This is a genomic window from Delftia sp. 11MD, assembly GCF_050907895.1.
GTDB classification, from domain to species: Bacteria; Pseudomonadota; Gammaproteobacteria; order Burkholderiales; family Burkholderiaceae_C; genus Comamonas; species Comamonas tsuruhatensis.
In genome coordinates, this window is sequence record NZ_CP194333.1 from 2,062,461 (window position 1) to 2,076,441 (window position 13,981).

The window sequence follows — 13,981 nt, forward strand, 5'->3', positions numbered from 1 at the left end:
CATTGTGGCGTGCCGGCCTCCGGTGCCCAACGATGCGTTGGTTACGAACATATACGCCGCAGACCGGTTGCTCCTCTGCCGTGCGCAGATATGTCCGGCCTGGCTTTGCCAGGATCGTGAGTGAATGTGTATTTTTGTTAACAACGTGTTGTAACGTGACCTGATCGCTAGACTCCATTCGGGAGTTGATGGTGACGTTGACAGCAAGACATTTTCTGGCGCTGGCGGTGCCCTTGTGCACCTCGCTGCTGGCCGGCTGTTTCTATGTCTGCTGGCGGCATCTGCGTGCCCGGCGCGAATTGCGCAGCATGTCCCTCGCCTTCACCGGATTCAGCCTGGCGCTGCTGCTGCAGGTCCTGGAGCGGCCTGCGGCCGTGCCCGTCAATGCGCTGGCCACGGCCGCGCTGCAGCTGTGTGCGGCCTGGTTCATCACCGAGGCCATGGCCATGCGCCAGGGCGTGCGACCGGATGCGCCGCTGGCGGCTGTCTTTGGCAGTGCAGTGTTGGCGGTGCTGGGCTACTACGCCTGGGTCGTTCCCGATGCGCAGGCGCGCCAGCATGTGCTCAATTTCGGCCTGGGACTGCAACTGGCCCTGCCGCTGTGGCGTTTGCCGCGCAGGCATCCCGGTACGGACTGGGACCGGCTGCTGCTGGGGGTGTTCGTGGTCTTTGCGCTGAGCTTTTTCGTTCGTGCGCTGTGGCTGACACCGCCTGGCGCCTCGCCACCGGCCGACGCGGCCAGTGAATGGCTGGGCGTTTCTTCCGCGTGCCTGGCGAAGCAGCTGAGCCTGCTGGTGTTCGGCCTGCTGTTCGCCATTGTGTTCCTGGCGGCGGCGGTGCGCGACACCGTGCAGGAGCTGCATGAGGAGCGCGACCGCGATCCGCTGACAGGGCTTCTGAACCGGCGCGCCTTCAAGGAGGAGGTGCAGCGCCGGCGGGCCGAGCACCCTCAGCTTTCAGCCGCCGTGCTGGTCTGTGATCTGGACCATTTCAAGCGGGTCAACGACGGCTGGGGCCACGCGGCCGGGGACGAAGTGCTGCAGCGCTTTGCGCGACTGCTGCTGCGCAGCACGCGCCAGCAGGACCTGGTGGCCCGCTTTGGCGGGGAAGAGTTCGTGGCCTTGCTGCCGCGTGCGGACCCTCTGGCCGTGCAGTCGATCACCCGGCGCATACAGACCCAGCTGCGCCTGATGGGCTTCAGCGGACTGCCCGACGAGGTGCGCATCACCGCCAGCTTCGGCGTGGCCTGGATGGCGCCGGGCCAGACGCTGGAGCAGGCGCTCGCGCGTGCCGACGCCATGCTCTACGAGGCCAAGCGCGCAGGCCGGGACCGGGTGCGGCTGGTGAAGGAAGAGGAAACGCTCTAGGACTTGGCCGGCGCGACCGCAGCCTGCAGCAGGCGAGCGGTGCGGGGCGGACGCGGTGTCTGCGGGGCGCTGGACTCGCGCGGCCCGCGCGGTTCAAGCGCAGGCCTGGAAGGCCGCTGGGCCGCTGCCGGCTGGCGCAGCTCCCAGCCCGGCAGCGCGGCATGCACCATGGCGGCGCCGTGGGCGTCGTTGGCCGCGTAGTGGCGCTGGGCCAGGCTCAGTTGCGGTGCAGCCCAGTTGGAGGTGGAGATCTTCTTGGACTTTTGGAAGTTCTGCCCCAGCACCAGGGCCACGGCCGCGCGCACGCCTACCGAGCTGGCGTAGCCATGGCGCTTGAACACGCGGTCCAGGTCGATCACGTTGTTCAGCGCCACGCCCAGGCGCGCGGGCAGCGCGCTGCGGTCATGGTCCAGCCCGAAGCCGGCCTTGCAGATGGCCTCGCTGGCCATCACGTCGGCCGCAAGCGCGCGTGCCTGCGCATGGTGCAACTGCAGCAGCCAGGCCTGGTCGCAGGTGGCCAACTGCACCACATGGGGGCCGGTGTCGGTCTGGCTGGCGTGGAAAAGAGGCTTGCTCTCGGTATCGAAGCCGAGCACGGGCGCGGCCATCAGCGCGGCGCGGGCGGCCGCGAATTCGGCGTCGGTGGCGGGCACGTGGATGCAGCGTTCCGGCAGGGCGGAAAAAGGCGGCAGCAGGCGGCTGTCTTCCTTGCTGGGGGCGTGCAGGCGGGGCATGGGAAAGGGGGGAGGCCGAGGCGAGCCGTCAAGTATGCCTGCTCCTGCATGTCCCTTCGGCCCCGGGTTTTTATCCCCGATGCATGTGGACGGAGTTGTGGAAAACTCCGGGTGTAACTTGCCGAATCCGCGCCCCGCAAGGCTTTCCACGGAATGCCTAAAAAATCAGCGCAGTGGCGAAAGGGCGTCGATTAAGGGTAATTACGGATGGCCGCGGCGGACCCGTGGGCAGGGTCCGGTGGTTGTTTCAAGAGGTGTCTAAAGGCCTTGGTCGCTGAACACCGGGGCCCGTTTTTCCAGGCCTGCGCGCACGGCTTCGGCCTGGTTGGCACTGCCCAGCAGGGCCTGCTGCTCGCGCGCCTCGGCCAGCAGGATGTCCTGGGGCGATGCCGTTTCGCTGAGCTGCATCAGGCGCTTGGACGCGCGCATGGCGTGCGGGCTGCTGGCCGCGATCTGGCGGGCCAGGTGGCGCGCTTCCTCCAGCGGCGCGGAACTCACGCGCGTGGCCAGGCCCAGGGCCACGGCCTCGGGGCCGGGCACGATGCGGCCCGTGTAGACCAGCTCGCGCAGCACGTCGCCGCGCACCAGCGGCGCGGCCAGCGCGCAGCCGGCCATGTCGGGCAACAGTCCCCACTTGATTTCCATGATGGACAGCCGCGCATCCTCGGCCACCAGGCGGATGTCCGCGCCCAGCGCCAGCTGCAGGCCGCCGCCGTAGGCCACGCCGTGCACGGCGGCGATCACGGGCACGGGCAGTTCGCGCCAGCCCCAGCAGATCTGTTGGAAGCGGTTGGCAATGCCGTGCGTGCGCGCGGCCAGGTCCGTCATGTCTGCCGTCTGCTGGCCGTCGGCAATGCCGGCCATGCTGCCCATGTCCAGGCCCGCGCAGAAGGCGCGCCCCTCGCCATGCAGCACCACGGCGCGCAACCCGGACGTGTCCCGCAGCCGCGCCAATGCGTCGATCAGGGCGTCGAACATGGCGGGGTCCAGCGCATTCATCTTGTCGGGCCGGGCCAGGGTCACCTCGGCCACGCCGTGGTCCACCGATATGCGCACGCGTTCTTGGCTCATGGCTTGTCTCCTTGTGTCTATGCGGTTCTTTGCTGGCGGTCGGCTGCGTTGCGCGATTCGATGGCGCTGCGCGCATTCGCCCAGTCCTGGTCGCTCCAGCTGGCCAGCCCGGCGAAGTTGCCGCCCGTCGCCTGGTATTGTCCGCCGTCTATGGCGATGGTCTGTCCCGTCAGGTACTCGGCCTGGCGGCTCATGAGGAAGACGGCCAGGTTGGCCAGCTCGGGCATGCGGCCGTTGCGGCCCATGGGGTTGTCGGCGCGCACATGCTCGCCGCCCTGCGGGTTCAGCCGCGCGCTCATGCCTTCGGTGGGAAACAGGCCCGGCGCGATGGCGTTGAAGCGTATGCCCCGGTTGCCCCATTCCACGGCCAGCGACTGCGTCATGGCATGCACGCCCGACTTGGCCATGGCCGAGGGCACGGTGAAGGCCGAGCCGTTCCAGACCCAGGTGGTGAGGATGGACAGCACGCTGGCCTTGCGGCCCTCGGCCAGCCAGCGGCGGCCGCACTCCAGCGTGAGGTTGAAGCTGCCGCGCATGACGATGTTGGCCACGGCGTCGAAGGCGCGCATGGACAGGTCCTCGGTGCGGCTCACGAAGTTGCCGGCCGCGTTGTTGACCAGGCCCGTGAGCGCGCCGCCGTCGGCCCAGATGGCCTCGATCATCTGCTCCACGGCCTCGGGCTGGCGCACGTCGCAGGCATGGCCCGTGGCCCGGCCGCCGTGCTGCTGCATCAGCTCCTGCGCTGTCTGCTCGACCACGGCGCCGCGCCGGCCGCACAGGTGGATGTCGGCGCCCAGCATGAGAAACGCCTCGGCCATGACCCGGCCCAGGCCGGTGCCGCCGCCGGTGACGAGGATGCGTTCGCCCTGGAGCAGGCCGGGCTTGTAGATGAGGTCGTCGAGGGTCATGGCTGCTGTCTCCTGTGCTGCCGGGGAAGGGATAGGGGGACTGCGGCAGCGCTTGGCACCGCCAGGGGATCGGAGCGTCAGAGCGCGCGAGCGATCACTTCCTTCATGATTTCGCTGGTGCCGCCGTAGATGCGCTGCACGCGCGCATCGGCGTACATGCGCGTGACCATGTATTCGTTCATGTAGCCGTAGCCACCATGCAGTTGCACGAGTTCGTCGAGCACGCGGCCCTGCGCTTCCGAGCCCCACAGCTTGGCCATGGAGGCCGTGGCCGTGTCCAGCGTGCCGGCCACCAGCTGCTCCACGCAGCGGTCGATGAAGGCGCGGCCCACGGTCAGCGTGGTGGCCACCTCGGCGAGCTTGAACCGGGTGTTCTGCATGTCGGCAATGGCCTGGCCGAAGGCGCGGCGCTCGCGCACGTAGGCCAGCGTGGCCTCATAGGCGCCTTCCATGCAGGCCAGGGCGGCCAGGCCGATGATCAGCCGCTCGTAGGGCAGGTCGCCCATGAGCTGGTAGAAGCCCTGGCCTTCGCGCCCGCCCAGCAGCGCGTCCTGCGGCACGGTCACGTCGTCGAAGAACAGCTCCGAGGTGTCCTGGGCCTTCATGCCCATCTTGTCGAGCACGCGGCCCACGCGAAAGCCCGCGCAGTCCCGGGTCTCCACGATGAGGATGGAGGTGCCGCGCGCGCCCTGGGCCGGGTCGGTCTTGCAGACCACGAGGATCAGGCCGGCCAGCAGTCCGTTGGTGATGAAGGTCTTGCTGCCGTTGATGCGGTAGCGGCCGTCCCTGAGTTCTGCGCGTGTGCGCACGCCCTGCAGGTCCGAGCCCGCGCCGGGCTCGGTCATGGCGATGGCGCCCACCAGTTCGCCGCGCGCCATGGCGGGCAGGTACTTGCGCTTTTGCGCCTCGGTGCCGTGGTTGAGCAGGTAGTGGGCCACGATGGAATGCACGGAGTTGCTCATGCCCGAGAGGGCGCGGCGCGCCATCTCCTCGTGGATCACGGCCTCGTGGCGGAAGTCGCCGCCGCCGCCGCCGTAGTCCTCGGGGATGTCGGTGCACAGCAGGCCCAGCTCGCCGGCGCGGCGCCAGATGGCATGGCCCACGTTGCCGCGCTGGCGTGCGGCCTCGTCCTGCGGCTGCATTTCGGTTTCCAGAAAGCGCACGGCGGTGGCGCGCAGGCTTTCCAGTTCGGGGGTGCTCCAGGAGCGTGTCAGTTGCAGTGGCATGGCTTGGATCGGTGGATTGAGGTTCAGTTGATGCGGCGTTCGCGGCCCTGCCAGTAGGGCTCGCGCAGCTGGAATTTCTGCAGCTTGCCCGCGGCCGACAGCGGCAGCTCGCTGCGGAACTCCACCGAGCGCGGGCACTTGTAGCCCGCGATGCGTTCGCGGCAGTGGGCGATGACCTCGGCCTCGGTCAGCGGCTGGCCCTCGCGCGCGACGATCACGGCGTGCACGCGCTCGCCCCAGCGTTCGTCGGGCACGCCGATGACGGCGCACATGGCGACCTGGGGCAGCTGGGCGATGGCGTTCTCGACCTCGGCCGAGTACACGTTCTCGCCGCCGCTGACGATCATGTCCTTGAGCCGGTCCACGACGAAGAGGTAGCCGTCGGCATCCAGCCGGCCCATGTCGCCCGTGTGCATCCAGCCGTCCTTGAGCGCCGCGGCCGTCTCGGCGGGCCTGTTCCAGTAGCCCTGCATGACCATGGGGCCGCGTGCCGTGATCTCGCCCACCTCGCCGGCAGGCAGCTCGCGGCCCTCGCCATCGACGATGCGCACCTCGGCAATGGTCACGGGCCGGCCGGCCGCGCGCAGCAGGCGCTCGCGCTGCGGGCCGGGGCGGTGCTCGGCCGGGCCCATGGACACGATGGTGGGCGACAGCTCGGTCATGCCGTAGGCCTGGGCGAAGTCGGCGCCGGGCAGCGCCTGCATGGCGCGCTCCAGCAGGCTGGCGTCTATGGGGGCTGCGCCATAGAGCATGAGGCGCAGGCTGGACAGGTCGAATTCGGCCATGCGCGGATGCTCGATCAGCCGGCGGATCATGGTGGGCACCAGGAACAGCTCGTTCACGCCGTGCTGCTGCACTCCGTTCAGGATGGCCAGCTCGTCGAAGGCCGGCACGATGACCTGGGGCACCAGGCGCTGGGCCATGAGCAGGGCCAGGCCGCAGCCGGCCACATGGAACATGGGAGTGACCACCATGCCCACCTTCACATGCTGGCGCGGCACGTTGCTGGCATTGGACAGGGCGTTGATGAACAGGTTGTCGTGGCTGAGCATCACCCCCTTGGGCCGGCCCGTGGTGCCGCCCGTATACATCACGGCGGCCAGGTCGGTGCCGCTGCGCAGCGCGTCGGCGCAGGGCGTGGCGGCGGCCAGCAATTGCTCGTAGTGCAGCGCGCCTTCGGGCGCGGCGCCCGTGCCGCAGAACACCACGGTGCGCAGGCTGGAGGACAGCTCGCGCAGCCGGGGCACCAGGGGCGCGAAGGCATCGTCCACGAAGAGCACGCGCGTGTCGCAATCGTCCAGCGAGTAGGCCACCTCGTGCGCGCTCCAGCGGATGTTGACGGGGTTGACCGCGGCGCCTGCCCACCAGCAGCCATAGAAGTATTCAAGGTAGCGGATGGAGTTCAGGCCCATCATGCCGACGCGGTCGCCGGGCGCCACGTCCAGCGCCCGCAGCAGGCCGGCGCAGCGTTCGATGCGCTGCGCAAGCTGCGACCAGCTGGCCTGCTCTGCGCCGCAGATGGCTGCCGTGGCGCCGGCCCTTTCGCGGCGGCCCTTGTGGATGGCCTGGGTGAGATACATGGGCATGGGGTTTCCTCAGGAGCGGGCATTCCAGGCGGCCAGCGTGTCCTGCAGGCTGGCGGCGCGCGGGGGGCGGGGCTGCTCGGGCACGCTGCGCGAAAAGCGCGGCGCCGGCGCGGGCTGGAGTACGCCGCCGGCCTCGGTGAACGTGGCGCGCGCGCGGTTGTGGGCATGCTGGGGCGCCTCGTCCCAGTCGAGCACGGGGGCGAAGCAGGCATCGCTGCCTTCCAGCAGCTCGCACCATTGCTGGCGCGTGCGCGTGCGGAACACATCGGCCAGACGCAGCTTGAGCAGGGGCCAGCGTGCGGCGTCCAGTTGCGCGTCGAACAGCGGGTCCTGTATGCCGCAGCGCTGGCGCAGCTCGGCGTAGAACTGCGGCTCGATGGCGCCTATGGCGATGTATTTGCCGTCGGCGCAGGCATAGGTGTCATAGAAGTGCGCGCCGCCGTCCAGCAGGTTCTCTCCGCGCTGGTTGCTCCACTGGCCCTTGGCCTTGAAGCCGTACATGAAGGCCGACAGCAGGGCCGTGCCATCGGTCATGGCCGCGTCGATGACCTGGCCCCGGCCGCTGCGCCCGGCCTCGTGCAGTGCGGCCAGCAGGCCCACGGCCAGCAGCATGCCGCCGCCGCCGAAGTCGCCCACGTAGTTGAGCGGCGGCACGGGCGCCTCGCCCGCGCGGCCGATGGCGTGCAGCGCGCCGGAGATGGCGATGTAGTTGATGTCATGCCCCGCCGCATGCGCCAGCGGCCCGTGCTGGCCCCAGCCGGTCATGCGGCCGTAGACCAGGCGCGGGTTGCGCGCCAGGCAGGGCTCGGGCCCCAGGCCCAGGCGCTCCATCACGCCGGGCCGAAAGCCCTCGATCAGCAGATCGGCGCGTGCGATCAGCGCCAGGGCCGAGGCCTGGCCTTCCTCGCCGCGCAGGTCGATCTCGACCTGGCTGCGGCTGCGCGTGGTGATGTCCTGCGCATCGACCGGCGTGCCGGGCCGCGCGATGCGCAGCACCTCGGCACCCATGTCGGCCAGCAGCATGGCGCAGAACGGCCCCGGGCCCAGGCCCGCGAACTCGACAACGCGCACGCCTTCAAGCGGTCCTGGCATGGAGGTCTCCTTTCAGGCCGTGGGCAGTGGATGGTTCTTGTACTGCTCGCGCAGCTTGGTCTTTAGCAGTTTTCCCGTGGCCGTGTGCGGCAGCTCGGCCACCTGCAGCACATCGTCGGGCAGCCACCATTTGGCGATGCGCGTGGACAGGAAGTCGAGCATGGACTCGCGGCTGACGCTGTGGCCTGCGCGCGGCACCACCAGCAGCAGCGGCCGCTCCTGCCACTTGGGATGGGCCACGCCGATGATGGCGGCCTCGGCCACGCCGGGATGGCCCATGGCGGCGTTCTCCACGTCGATGGAGGAAATCCACTCGCCGCCCGACTTGATCACGTCCTTGGCGCGGTCCACCAACTGCAGGAAGCCGTCGGCATCGATGGTGGCCACGTCACCCGTGGTGAAGAAGCCTTCCTCATCGACGGGCGAGCCGCCTTCGCCCTTGAAGTAGCCGCTGGCGATCCAGGGGCCGCGCACGCGCAGGTGTCCCCGGGCCTGGCCGTCCCAGGGCTGGGGCCGGCCGTCGTCGTCCACGATCTTGAGGTCCACGCCCCAGACGCCGCGTCCCTGCTTGAGCTTGACCTTGACCAGTTCCTCGCCCGACAGCGCGTCGTGCCGGGGCAGCAGCTTGCTGACCACGCCGATGGGGCTGGTCTCGGTCATGCCCCAGCCCTGCACGACCTGGGCGCCGAACTGGTTCTCGAAGCGCTCCAGCATGGCGCGCGGCACGGCCGCGCCGCCGATGCCTATGCTCTTGACGCCCAGCGCGCGCGGGTCGATGTCAGGATGCGCATCCAGGTACTGGAACAGCATCAGCCACACGGTGGGCACGCCCTGCGAGAAGGTGACCTTCTCGTCGCGCATGAGCTCGTAGACGCTCTGGCCGTCCAGGTGCGGGCCGGGCAGCACCAGCCGTGCGCCGGCCATGGCCGCCGCATAGGGCGTGCCCCAGGCATTGGCATGGAACATGGGCACGATGAGCATCACGGTCTCGCGCGCGTTCAGGCCGAAGGTGTCGGGCGCCAGCTCCATCAGCGTGTGCAGCACGGTGGAGCGGTGCGAGTACAGCACGCCCTTGGGGTGGCCCGTGGTGCCCGAGGTGTAGCACAGCGAGGAGGCCGTGCGCTCGTCGAACTCGGGCCACTCGAAGTCCTCGCTCTGGTTGCCTACCAGCTCGTCCCAGCAGTGCAGGCCGGGAAGGTCCAGCGCGGGCATGTGCTCGCGCGAACTCATGCAGACATAGGTGGTGACGGTCTTCAGATGCGGTGCGAGCTTTTCCACCAGCGGCGCGAAGGTCACGTCGAAGAACAGCACCCGGTCCTCGGCATGGTTGGCGATGTATTCGATCTGCTCGGGAAACAGGCGCGGGTTGATGGTGTGCAGCACCGCGCCGCTGCCCGAGACGCCGAAGTACAGCGCCAGGTGGCGCCAGCTGTTCCAGGCCAGCGTGCCCACGCGTTCGCCAGGCTGCACGCCCAGCGACTGCAGGGCGTTGGCCACCTGGCAGGAGGCGCGGCGCATGCCGGCCCAGTCGGTGCGGTGCAGGCCACCGTCCCGGGTTTCAGGCAGGCGCGAGACGATCTCGGTGTGCGGATGAAAGCGCGCCGCATGCTCGATCAGCGACGAGATCATGAGCGGGCGGTCCTGCATCAGTCCTTGCAAGGCGGGCATGGGGGTGTCTCCTGTCGTTGTCCTGAAGGCCGGGGTCATTGCACGGGCGCGTAGCGGCTGCCGTCGAAGCGCACGAGCTGCATCTTCTTGATGGGGAAGAAATCGTCCGCACCGGTCTGCAGGCTGATGCCCGGGTAGAGCATGGGCAGGTCCATCTTCAGGCTGGCGGCCTGCTTCATGATGTTGGCGCGCGTGAGCTCGTCGCCTGCCTGCCTGAGCACCTGCACCAGGGTCTGGGCCTGGGAGTAGCCGATGACGTTGAGCGAATCGTTGGGGTCGCCGGCCGGGTAGTACTTCTGCATGAAGGCCAGGTAGCCGGCCAGCTCGGGCGTGCCCTGGTTGGTGGGGTCCGAGGGCTCGCGCAGGTAGCCGGCCGTCATCACGCCGCGCGCGTTGTCCAGGCCCGCGGGCTTGAGCACCGAGCTGATGGACAGCGAGACGCTGACCAGGTAGTGCGCAGGCTTCCAGCCGATGTCGGCGGCCTTGCGTATGGACTGGGCCGCGAACTTGGGCGTGCTGATGTTGATGAAGGTGTCCGCCCCCGAGCCCTTGAGCGCCACCATCTGGCTGTCCACCGTGGGGTCGCCGACCTCGTAGGTCTGCTGCACGACGATGCGCTGCTTGGCCTGCTCGCCGAAGCCGTCGAGCACGCCCTTGAGGTAGTCCTTGCCGAAGTCGTCGTTCTGCATCAGGACGGCCACCTTGGCCTGGGGCCGCGTGGCCAGGATGTGCTGGGCGAAGGTGCGGCCTTCGAGCTGGTAGGTGGGCTGCCAGCCCATGGTCCAGGGGAAGTTCTTCGGATCGCCCCAGCGCGTGGCGCCCGTGGAGACGAACAGCTGGGGCACCTTGCGCTGGTTCATGTAGCGATGCACGGCCTGGTTGTGCGAGGTGCCCAGCGCGCCGAACATCAGCAGCACGCCGTCGCGCTCGACCAGCTTGCGCGTCTGCTCCACGCTCTGGGCGGGGTTGTAGGCGTCGTCGGCCGAGAGGTAGGTGATCTTGCGGCCGTTGATGCCGCCCTCGGCGTTGATCTTGGCGAAGTAGGCCGCATGGGTCTTGCCTATGGTTCCATAGGCCGACACGGGACCTGAGTAGGGCACGAAGTTGCCGATGCGGATCTCGGTGTCGCTGGCGCCGGTGTCGTACTTCTTCTGGGTCTGGGTCTGGGCCTGGGCTGGCGCCTGGGTGATGGCCGGCAGGGCCAGCGCCAGGCAGGCGATCAGGGCCCGGGGGCCGCGGGCGAAGGGGTTGCGCATGGTGGTCTCCTGGCTTGCGGGCGCCGTGCCCGCTTTTCTTGTGGTGGCCGGTCCATGGTAGGAACCGGCCCGGCGCGCGCCCATCGTCGATTCCGACGAATGCATGTGCGGGCGCAGCAAGGTGCGTCGGGAAGGTGTGGCGCTCAGCCCGGCTGGCGGGGCGCGAACACGGGCTCGCGCTTTTGCATGAAGGCCTGCACGCCTTCCATGAAGGCCGGCGCGCCCACCAGGTCGCGCTGGCGTTCGGCCTCGTAGTGAAGCTGCTGCTCCAGCGTGGAAGCGGCTGCGTGGTCCAGCGCGCGGCGGGCTTCCAGCACGGCACCGGCCGGCAGCCGCGCCAGGCGGGCGGCCGTGGCCAGGGCCTGCTCGCGCAGGGCCTCGTCGTCCACGCAGGCCCAGACCAGGCCCCAGTCGGCAGCCTGCTGCGCGCCCAGCCTGTCGCCCAGCAGGGACAGGCCCAGGGCGCGCGCACGGCCCAGCCGGCGCTCGATGAACCAGGTGGTGCCCAGGTCCGGCACGATGCCCAGGCGCGGCAGGAAAGGCAGGTAGAAGTAGGCCGAGCGCGCCGCCAGCGCCACGTCGCCGGCCAGGGCCAGGCCCACGCCTGCCCCGGCTGCCGCGCCGTTGATGGCGCAGACCACGGGCACGGGCAACTGCTGCAGGTCCAGGATGAGGCGGTTGGACAGCTGGTGCATGTTGTCGGCCGTCTGCGCGCCCAGCGTGCGGCCATCGGCCTGGGCCCCGCCCTGTGCCCCGCCCATGGACGACAGGTCCGCGCCCACGCAAAAGCCCCGGCCCTCGGCGGTGAGCACCAGGGCGCGGAGGGATGTGTCCTCGCGCACCTCGGCCAGCAGTTCGCGCAGCCGCAACTGCAAGGGCCTGCCCAGCGGATTCATGCGGGCGCTGTCCTGGAGGACGATGAGGGCGATCTCGCCGTTGTTGCCGTTGTCGCCGTTGTTGCCGTGGCGTTCCATGCGGACGGCCGGACTGGAATTCATGGGGGACTCCTGTGGGTGGGGATGGAAAGTCAGGCACGCGGCCGCTGCCGGGGCAGGCGCCGGCCCGGCCGGCCCGGTCGGCCCAGTCGGTGCAGCAGGCCCATCACGCCGCCGGGCATGGCGAACATGAAGACGATGAGCACGGTGCCGTAGACGGCCCAGGGCGCGGCCTTGGACACCTGCTCGGCCAGCCCCGGGATGAACATGATGAACAGGGCGCCGAACAGCGCGCCCCACAGCGTTCCCACGCCGCCCACCACCACGCCCACCAGCAGCGAAATGGACAGGAACATGGTGAAGGAGTCGGGCGCCACGAACTGCACGGCAATGGCCGACAGCGCGCCGCCCACGCCTGTGTAGCCGGCCGAAATCGCAAAGGCCATGGACTTGCAGTGCGCGTTGTCCACGCCCATGGCCTCGGCCGCCATGGCATGGTCGCGGATGGCGCGCAGCGCCAGGCCGCTGCCGCTGTCTATGAGGTTGCGCGCCATCCAGAACAGCAGGGCCGCCACGGCCAATGCATAGAGGTAGAACCACTGGTCGGCATCCAGCGGCAGGCCCCAGGGCGCCTCGGGCTTGGTCAGCACGATGCCGCCCACGCCGCCGGTCCAGGCCTCCAGGTGGCGGTACTTGAGCAGTTGGGGCATGGCCACGCCCAGCGCAAAGGTGGCCAGCGCCAGGTACAGCCCTTCCAGCCTGAGCGCGGGCCGCCCGAACAGGTAGCCCGCCGCCAGGCTCACCAGGCCCGCTGCAGGCACGGCCAGCCAGTAGGCCAGGCCTGCGCGGTCCATCAGGATGCCGGCCGCATAGGCGCCTATGGCGAAGAAGGCGCCATGGCCCAGCGAGATCTGGCCGCTGTAGCCCGTGAGAATGTTCAGCCCCACCAGGGCCACGGCATAGGCCAGCACCATGGTGGCCTGGAACAACTGGTAGCCCTTGGCCACGAAGACCAGCGAGCAGGCCGCCAGCGCCAGCGCCGCGATCAGTACCGTGCCCAGGGGCAGGGGGCGGCGCGCGCTGGTGGAGGCGACCAGCGCGTCAGACGAGGAGGCGGATCGTGTGGACATCATTGTTCTCCAGGGCGTTTGGCACAAAACTGGCGTGGCCCAAAAGCGAGGGTGTCGTCCCCCTCCCGCGTAGCGAGAGAGGGGGCGCCGTGCAACGGGAAGCGGCGTAGCCGCTCAGGGGGGGCATTGTTCAAACCCTCCTGACGACCTTGCGGCCCATCAGCCCGGCCGGCCGCACGATGAGCACGCCCACGATCAGTACCAGGGCCACCGAGAGCTTGAGTTCGGTGCCAACGACGTAGCTGCCCACGAGGTTTTCAAGCACGCCCACGATGAAGCCGCCCAGCACGGCGCCCGCGGGGCTGTCGATGCCGCCCAGCAGCGCGCCCGCAAAGGCATACAGCAGCACGCCGCTCATCATGTGCGGATCAAGGAAAACCACGGGCGCCACCATCATCCCGGCCACCGCGCCGATGGCGCCGGCCAGGCCCCAGCCCAGCATCAGCATGCGCCCCACGGAGATGCCCACCAGGCGCGAGGAGGCTGGGTTCTGCGCGGCCGCGCGCATGGCCAGCCCCAGCGGCGTGAGCCGGAAGAAGGCAAACAGCAGGGCCACGATGGACAGCGCCACGAAGATGGTGCCCACCTCATGGGCCGACATCAGGGCGCTGCCATACCAGGCGTCGGCCGGGAACGGGCTGGGGAACTCCTTGATGGTGTAGCCGAAGATCCAGCCGGCCAGGCTGTGGAAGACGATCAGCAGGCCGATGAAGACCACCACCTGGGCCAGGTCCGCCGCCTTGTGCATGGGGCGGATGATGGCGAACTCCACGGCCGCGCCCAGCACGAAGGACAGCGCCACCGTGGCCAGGAAGGCCCACCAGTACGGCAGCCCCGCCTGCAGCAGCGCCCAGGCGATGAAGGTGGAGAACATGGCCATCTCGCCCTGCGCGAAATTGATGTGGTGCGTGGCCTGGTAGATCATGACCAGGGCCAGCGCCACGGTGGCGTAGATGCCGCCCGTGGCCAGGCCGGCCAGCAATTGGTGGATGAAGGCGTCCATGGCCG

General features: G+C 69.3%; 12 protein-coding genes. 1 reads left to right on the forward strand and 11 read right to left on the reverse strand.

Features of this window, described 5'->3' with window-relative positions; all coding sequences use genetic code 11:
* The first annotated feature begins 308 nt into the window (after window positions 1-308).
* Window positions 309-1,367 carry a GGDEF domain-containing protein gene (locus tag ACRSCF_RS09240; protein ID WP_227472559.1) on the forward strand — a complete coding sequence of 353 codons (1,059 nt, stop codon included), beginning with the start codon at window positions 309-311 and terminating at the stop codon, window positions 1,365-1,367.
* On the opposite strand, the gene ACRSCF_RS09245 is transcribed toward ACRSCF_RS09240, so the two are convergent.
* From ACRSCF_RS09245 to ACRSCF_RS09295, 11 genes are all read right to left on the reverse strand, one after another.
* Window positions 1,364-2,101, reverse strand: a complete 738-nt coding sequence (locus tag ACRSCF_RS09245; RefSeq protein WP_034363609.1) for a 3'-5' exonuclease — start codon at window positions 2,099-2,101, stop codon at window positions 1,364-1,366. The genes ACRSCF_RS09240 and ACRSCF_RS09245 overlap by 4 nt on opposite strands.
* 258 nt (window positions 2,102-2,359) lie before the next feature.
* Window positions 2,360-3,172, reverse strand: coding sequence for a crotonase/enoyl-CoA hydratase family protein (locus ACRSCF_RS09250; RefSeq protein WP_034363612.1), 813 nt, complete (start codon window positions 3,170-3,172; stop codon window positions 2,360-2,362).
* A gap of 17 nt (window positions 3,173-3,189) precedes the next feature.
* Window positions 3,190-4,080, reverse strand: a complete 891-nt coding sequence (locus ACRSCF_RS09255; RefSeq protein ID WP_034363614.1) for an SDR family oxidoreductase — start codon at window positions 4,078-4,080, stop codon at window positions 3,190-3,192.
* A 77-nt stretch (window positions 4,081-4,157) separates the two neighbouring features.
* Complete coding sequence (locus tag ACRSCF_RS09260; RefSeq protein ID WP_046986420.1) at window positions 4,158-5,306, reverse strand: acyl-CoA dehydrogenase family protein; 1,149 nt, start codon at window positions 5,304-5,306, stop codon at window positions 4,158-4,160.
* Window positions 5,307-5,329: 23 nt separating this feature from the next.
* Window positions 5,330-6,892, reverse strand: coding sequence for a long-chain-fatty-acid--CoA ligase (locus ACRSCF_RS09265; RefSeq protein WP_034363617.1), 1,563 nt, complete (start codon window positions 6,890-6,892; stop codon window positions 5,330-5,332).
* A 9-nt stretch (window positions 6,893-6,901) separates the two neighbouring features.
* Window positions 6,902-7,984, reverse strand: a complete 1,083-nt coding sequence (locus ACRSCF_RS09270; RefSeq protein ID WP_012206624.1) for a CaiB/BaiF CoA transferase family protein — start codon at window positions 7,982-7,984, stop codon at window positions 6,902-6,904.
* Between the two features lie 12 nt (window positions 7,985-7,996).
* Window positions 7,997-9,652 carry a long-chain-fatty-acid--CoA ligase gene (locus ACRSCF_RS09275; protein WP_047218397.1) on the reverse strand — a complete coding sequence of 552 codons (1,656 nt, stop codon included), beginning with the start codon at window positions 9,650-9,652 and terminating at the stop codon, window positions 7,997-7,999.
* A gap of 35 nt (window positions 9,653-9,687) precedes the next feature.
* Window positions 9,688-10,908 carry an ABC transporter substrate-binding protein gene (locus tag ACRSCF_RS09280; protein WP_244387939.1) on the reverse strand — a complete coding sequence of 407 codons (1,221 nt, stop codon included), beginning with the start codon at window positions 10,906-10,908 and terminating at the stop codon, window positions 9,688-9,690.
* A gap of 143 nt (window positions 10,909-11,051) precedes the next feature.
* On the reverse strand, window positions 11,052-11,906 hold the full coding sequence (locus tag ACRSCF_RS09285) for an enoyl-CoA hydratase-related protein (RefSeq protein ID WP_244387940.1): 855 nt from the start codon (window positions 11,904-11,906) through the stop codon (window positions 11,052-11,054).
* Between the two features lie 29 nt (window positions 11,907-11,935).
* On the reverse strand, window positions 11,936-12,973 hold the full coding sequence (locus tag ACRSCF_RS09290; protein ID WP_244387941.1) for a branched-chain amino acid ABC transporter permease: 1,038 nt from the start codon (window positions 12,971-12,973) through the stop codon (window positions 11,936-11,938).
* 130 nt (window positions 12,974-13,103) lie between these two features.
* Window positions 13,104-13,976 carry a branched-chain amino acid ABC transporter permease gene (locus ACRSCF_RS09295; RefSeq protein ID WP_034363620.1) on the reverse strand — a complete coding sequence of 291 codons (873 nt, stop codon included), beginning with the start codon at window positions 13,974-13,976 and terminating at the stop codon, window positions 13,104-13,106.
* Between the last annotated feature and the right edge of the window lie 5 nt (window positions 13,977-13,981).

Excerpts from the sequence above, each read along its gene's own strand:
- ACRSCF_RS09260 (WP_046986420.1), bottom strand. The coding sequence starts at position 5,306 with ATGCCACTGCAACTGACACGCTCCTGGAGCACCCCCGAACTGGAAAGC.
- ACRSCF_RS09265 (WP_034363617.1), bottom strand. The coding sequence starts at position 6,892 with ATGCCCATGTATCTCACCCAGGCCATCCACAAGGGCCGCCGCGAAAGG.
- ACRSCF_RS09255 (WP_034363614.1), bottom strand. The coding sequence starts at position 4,080 with ATGACCCTCGACGACCTCATCTACAAGCCCGGCCTGCTCCAGGGCGAA.
- ACRSCF_RS09245 (WP_034363609.1), bottom strand. The coding sequence starts at position 2,101 with ATGCCCCGCCTGCACGCCCCCAGCAAGGAAGACAGCCGCCTGCTGCCG.
- ACRSCF_RS09240 (WP_227472559.1), top strand. The coding sequence starts at position 309 with ATGTCCCTCGCCTTCACCGGATTCAGCCTGGCGCTGCTGCTGCAGGTC.
- ACRSCF_RS09290 (WP_244387941.1), bottom strand. The coding sequence starts at position 12,973 with ATGTCCACACGATCCGCCTCCTCGTCTGACGCGCTGGTCGCCTCCACC.
- ACRSCF_RS09285 (WP_244387940.1), bottom strand. The coding sequence starts at position 11,906 with ATGAATTCCAGTCCGGCCGTCCGCATGGAACGCCACGGCAACAACGGC.
- ACRSCF_RS09275 (WP_047218397.1), bottom strand. The coding sequence starts at position 9,652 with ATGCCCGCCTTGCAAGGACTGATGCAGGACCGCCCGCTCATGATCTCG.
- ACRSCF_RS09250 (WP_034363612.1), bottom strand. The coding sequence starts at position 3,172 with ATGAGCCAAGAACGCGTGCGCATATCGGTGGACCACGGCGTGGCCGAG.
- ACRSCF_RS09295 (WP_034363620.1), bottom strand. The coding sequence starts at position 13,976 with ATGGACGCCTTCATCCACCAATTGCTGGCCGGCCTGGCCACGGGCGGC.
- ACRSCF_RS09270 (WP_012206624.1), bottom strand. The coding sequence starts at position 7,984 with ATGCCAGGACCGCTTGAAGGCGTGCGCGTTGTCGAGTTCGCGGGCCTG.
- ACRSCF_RS09280 (WP_244387939.1), bottom strand. The coding sequence starts at position 10,908 with ATGCGCAACCCCTTCGCCCGCGGCCCCCGGGCCCTGATCGCCTGCCTG.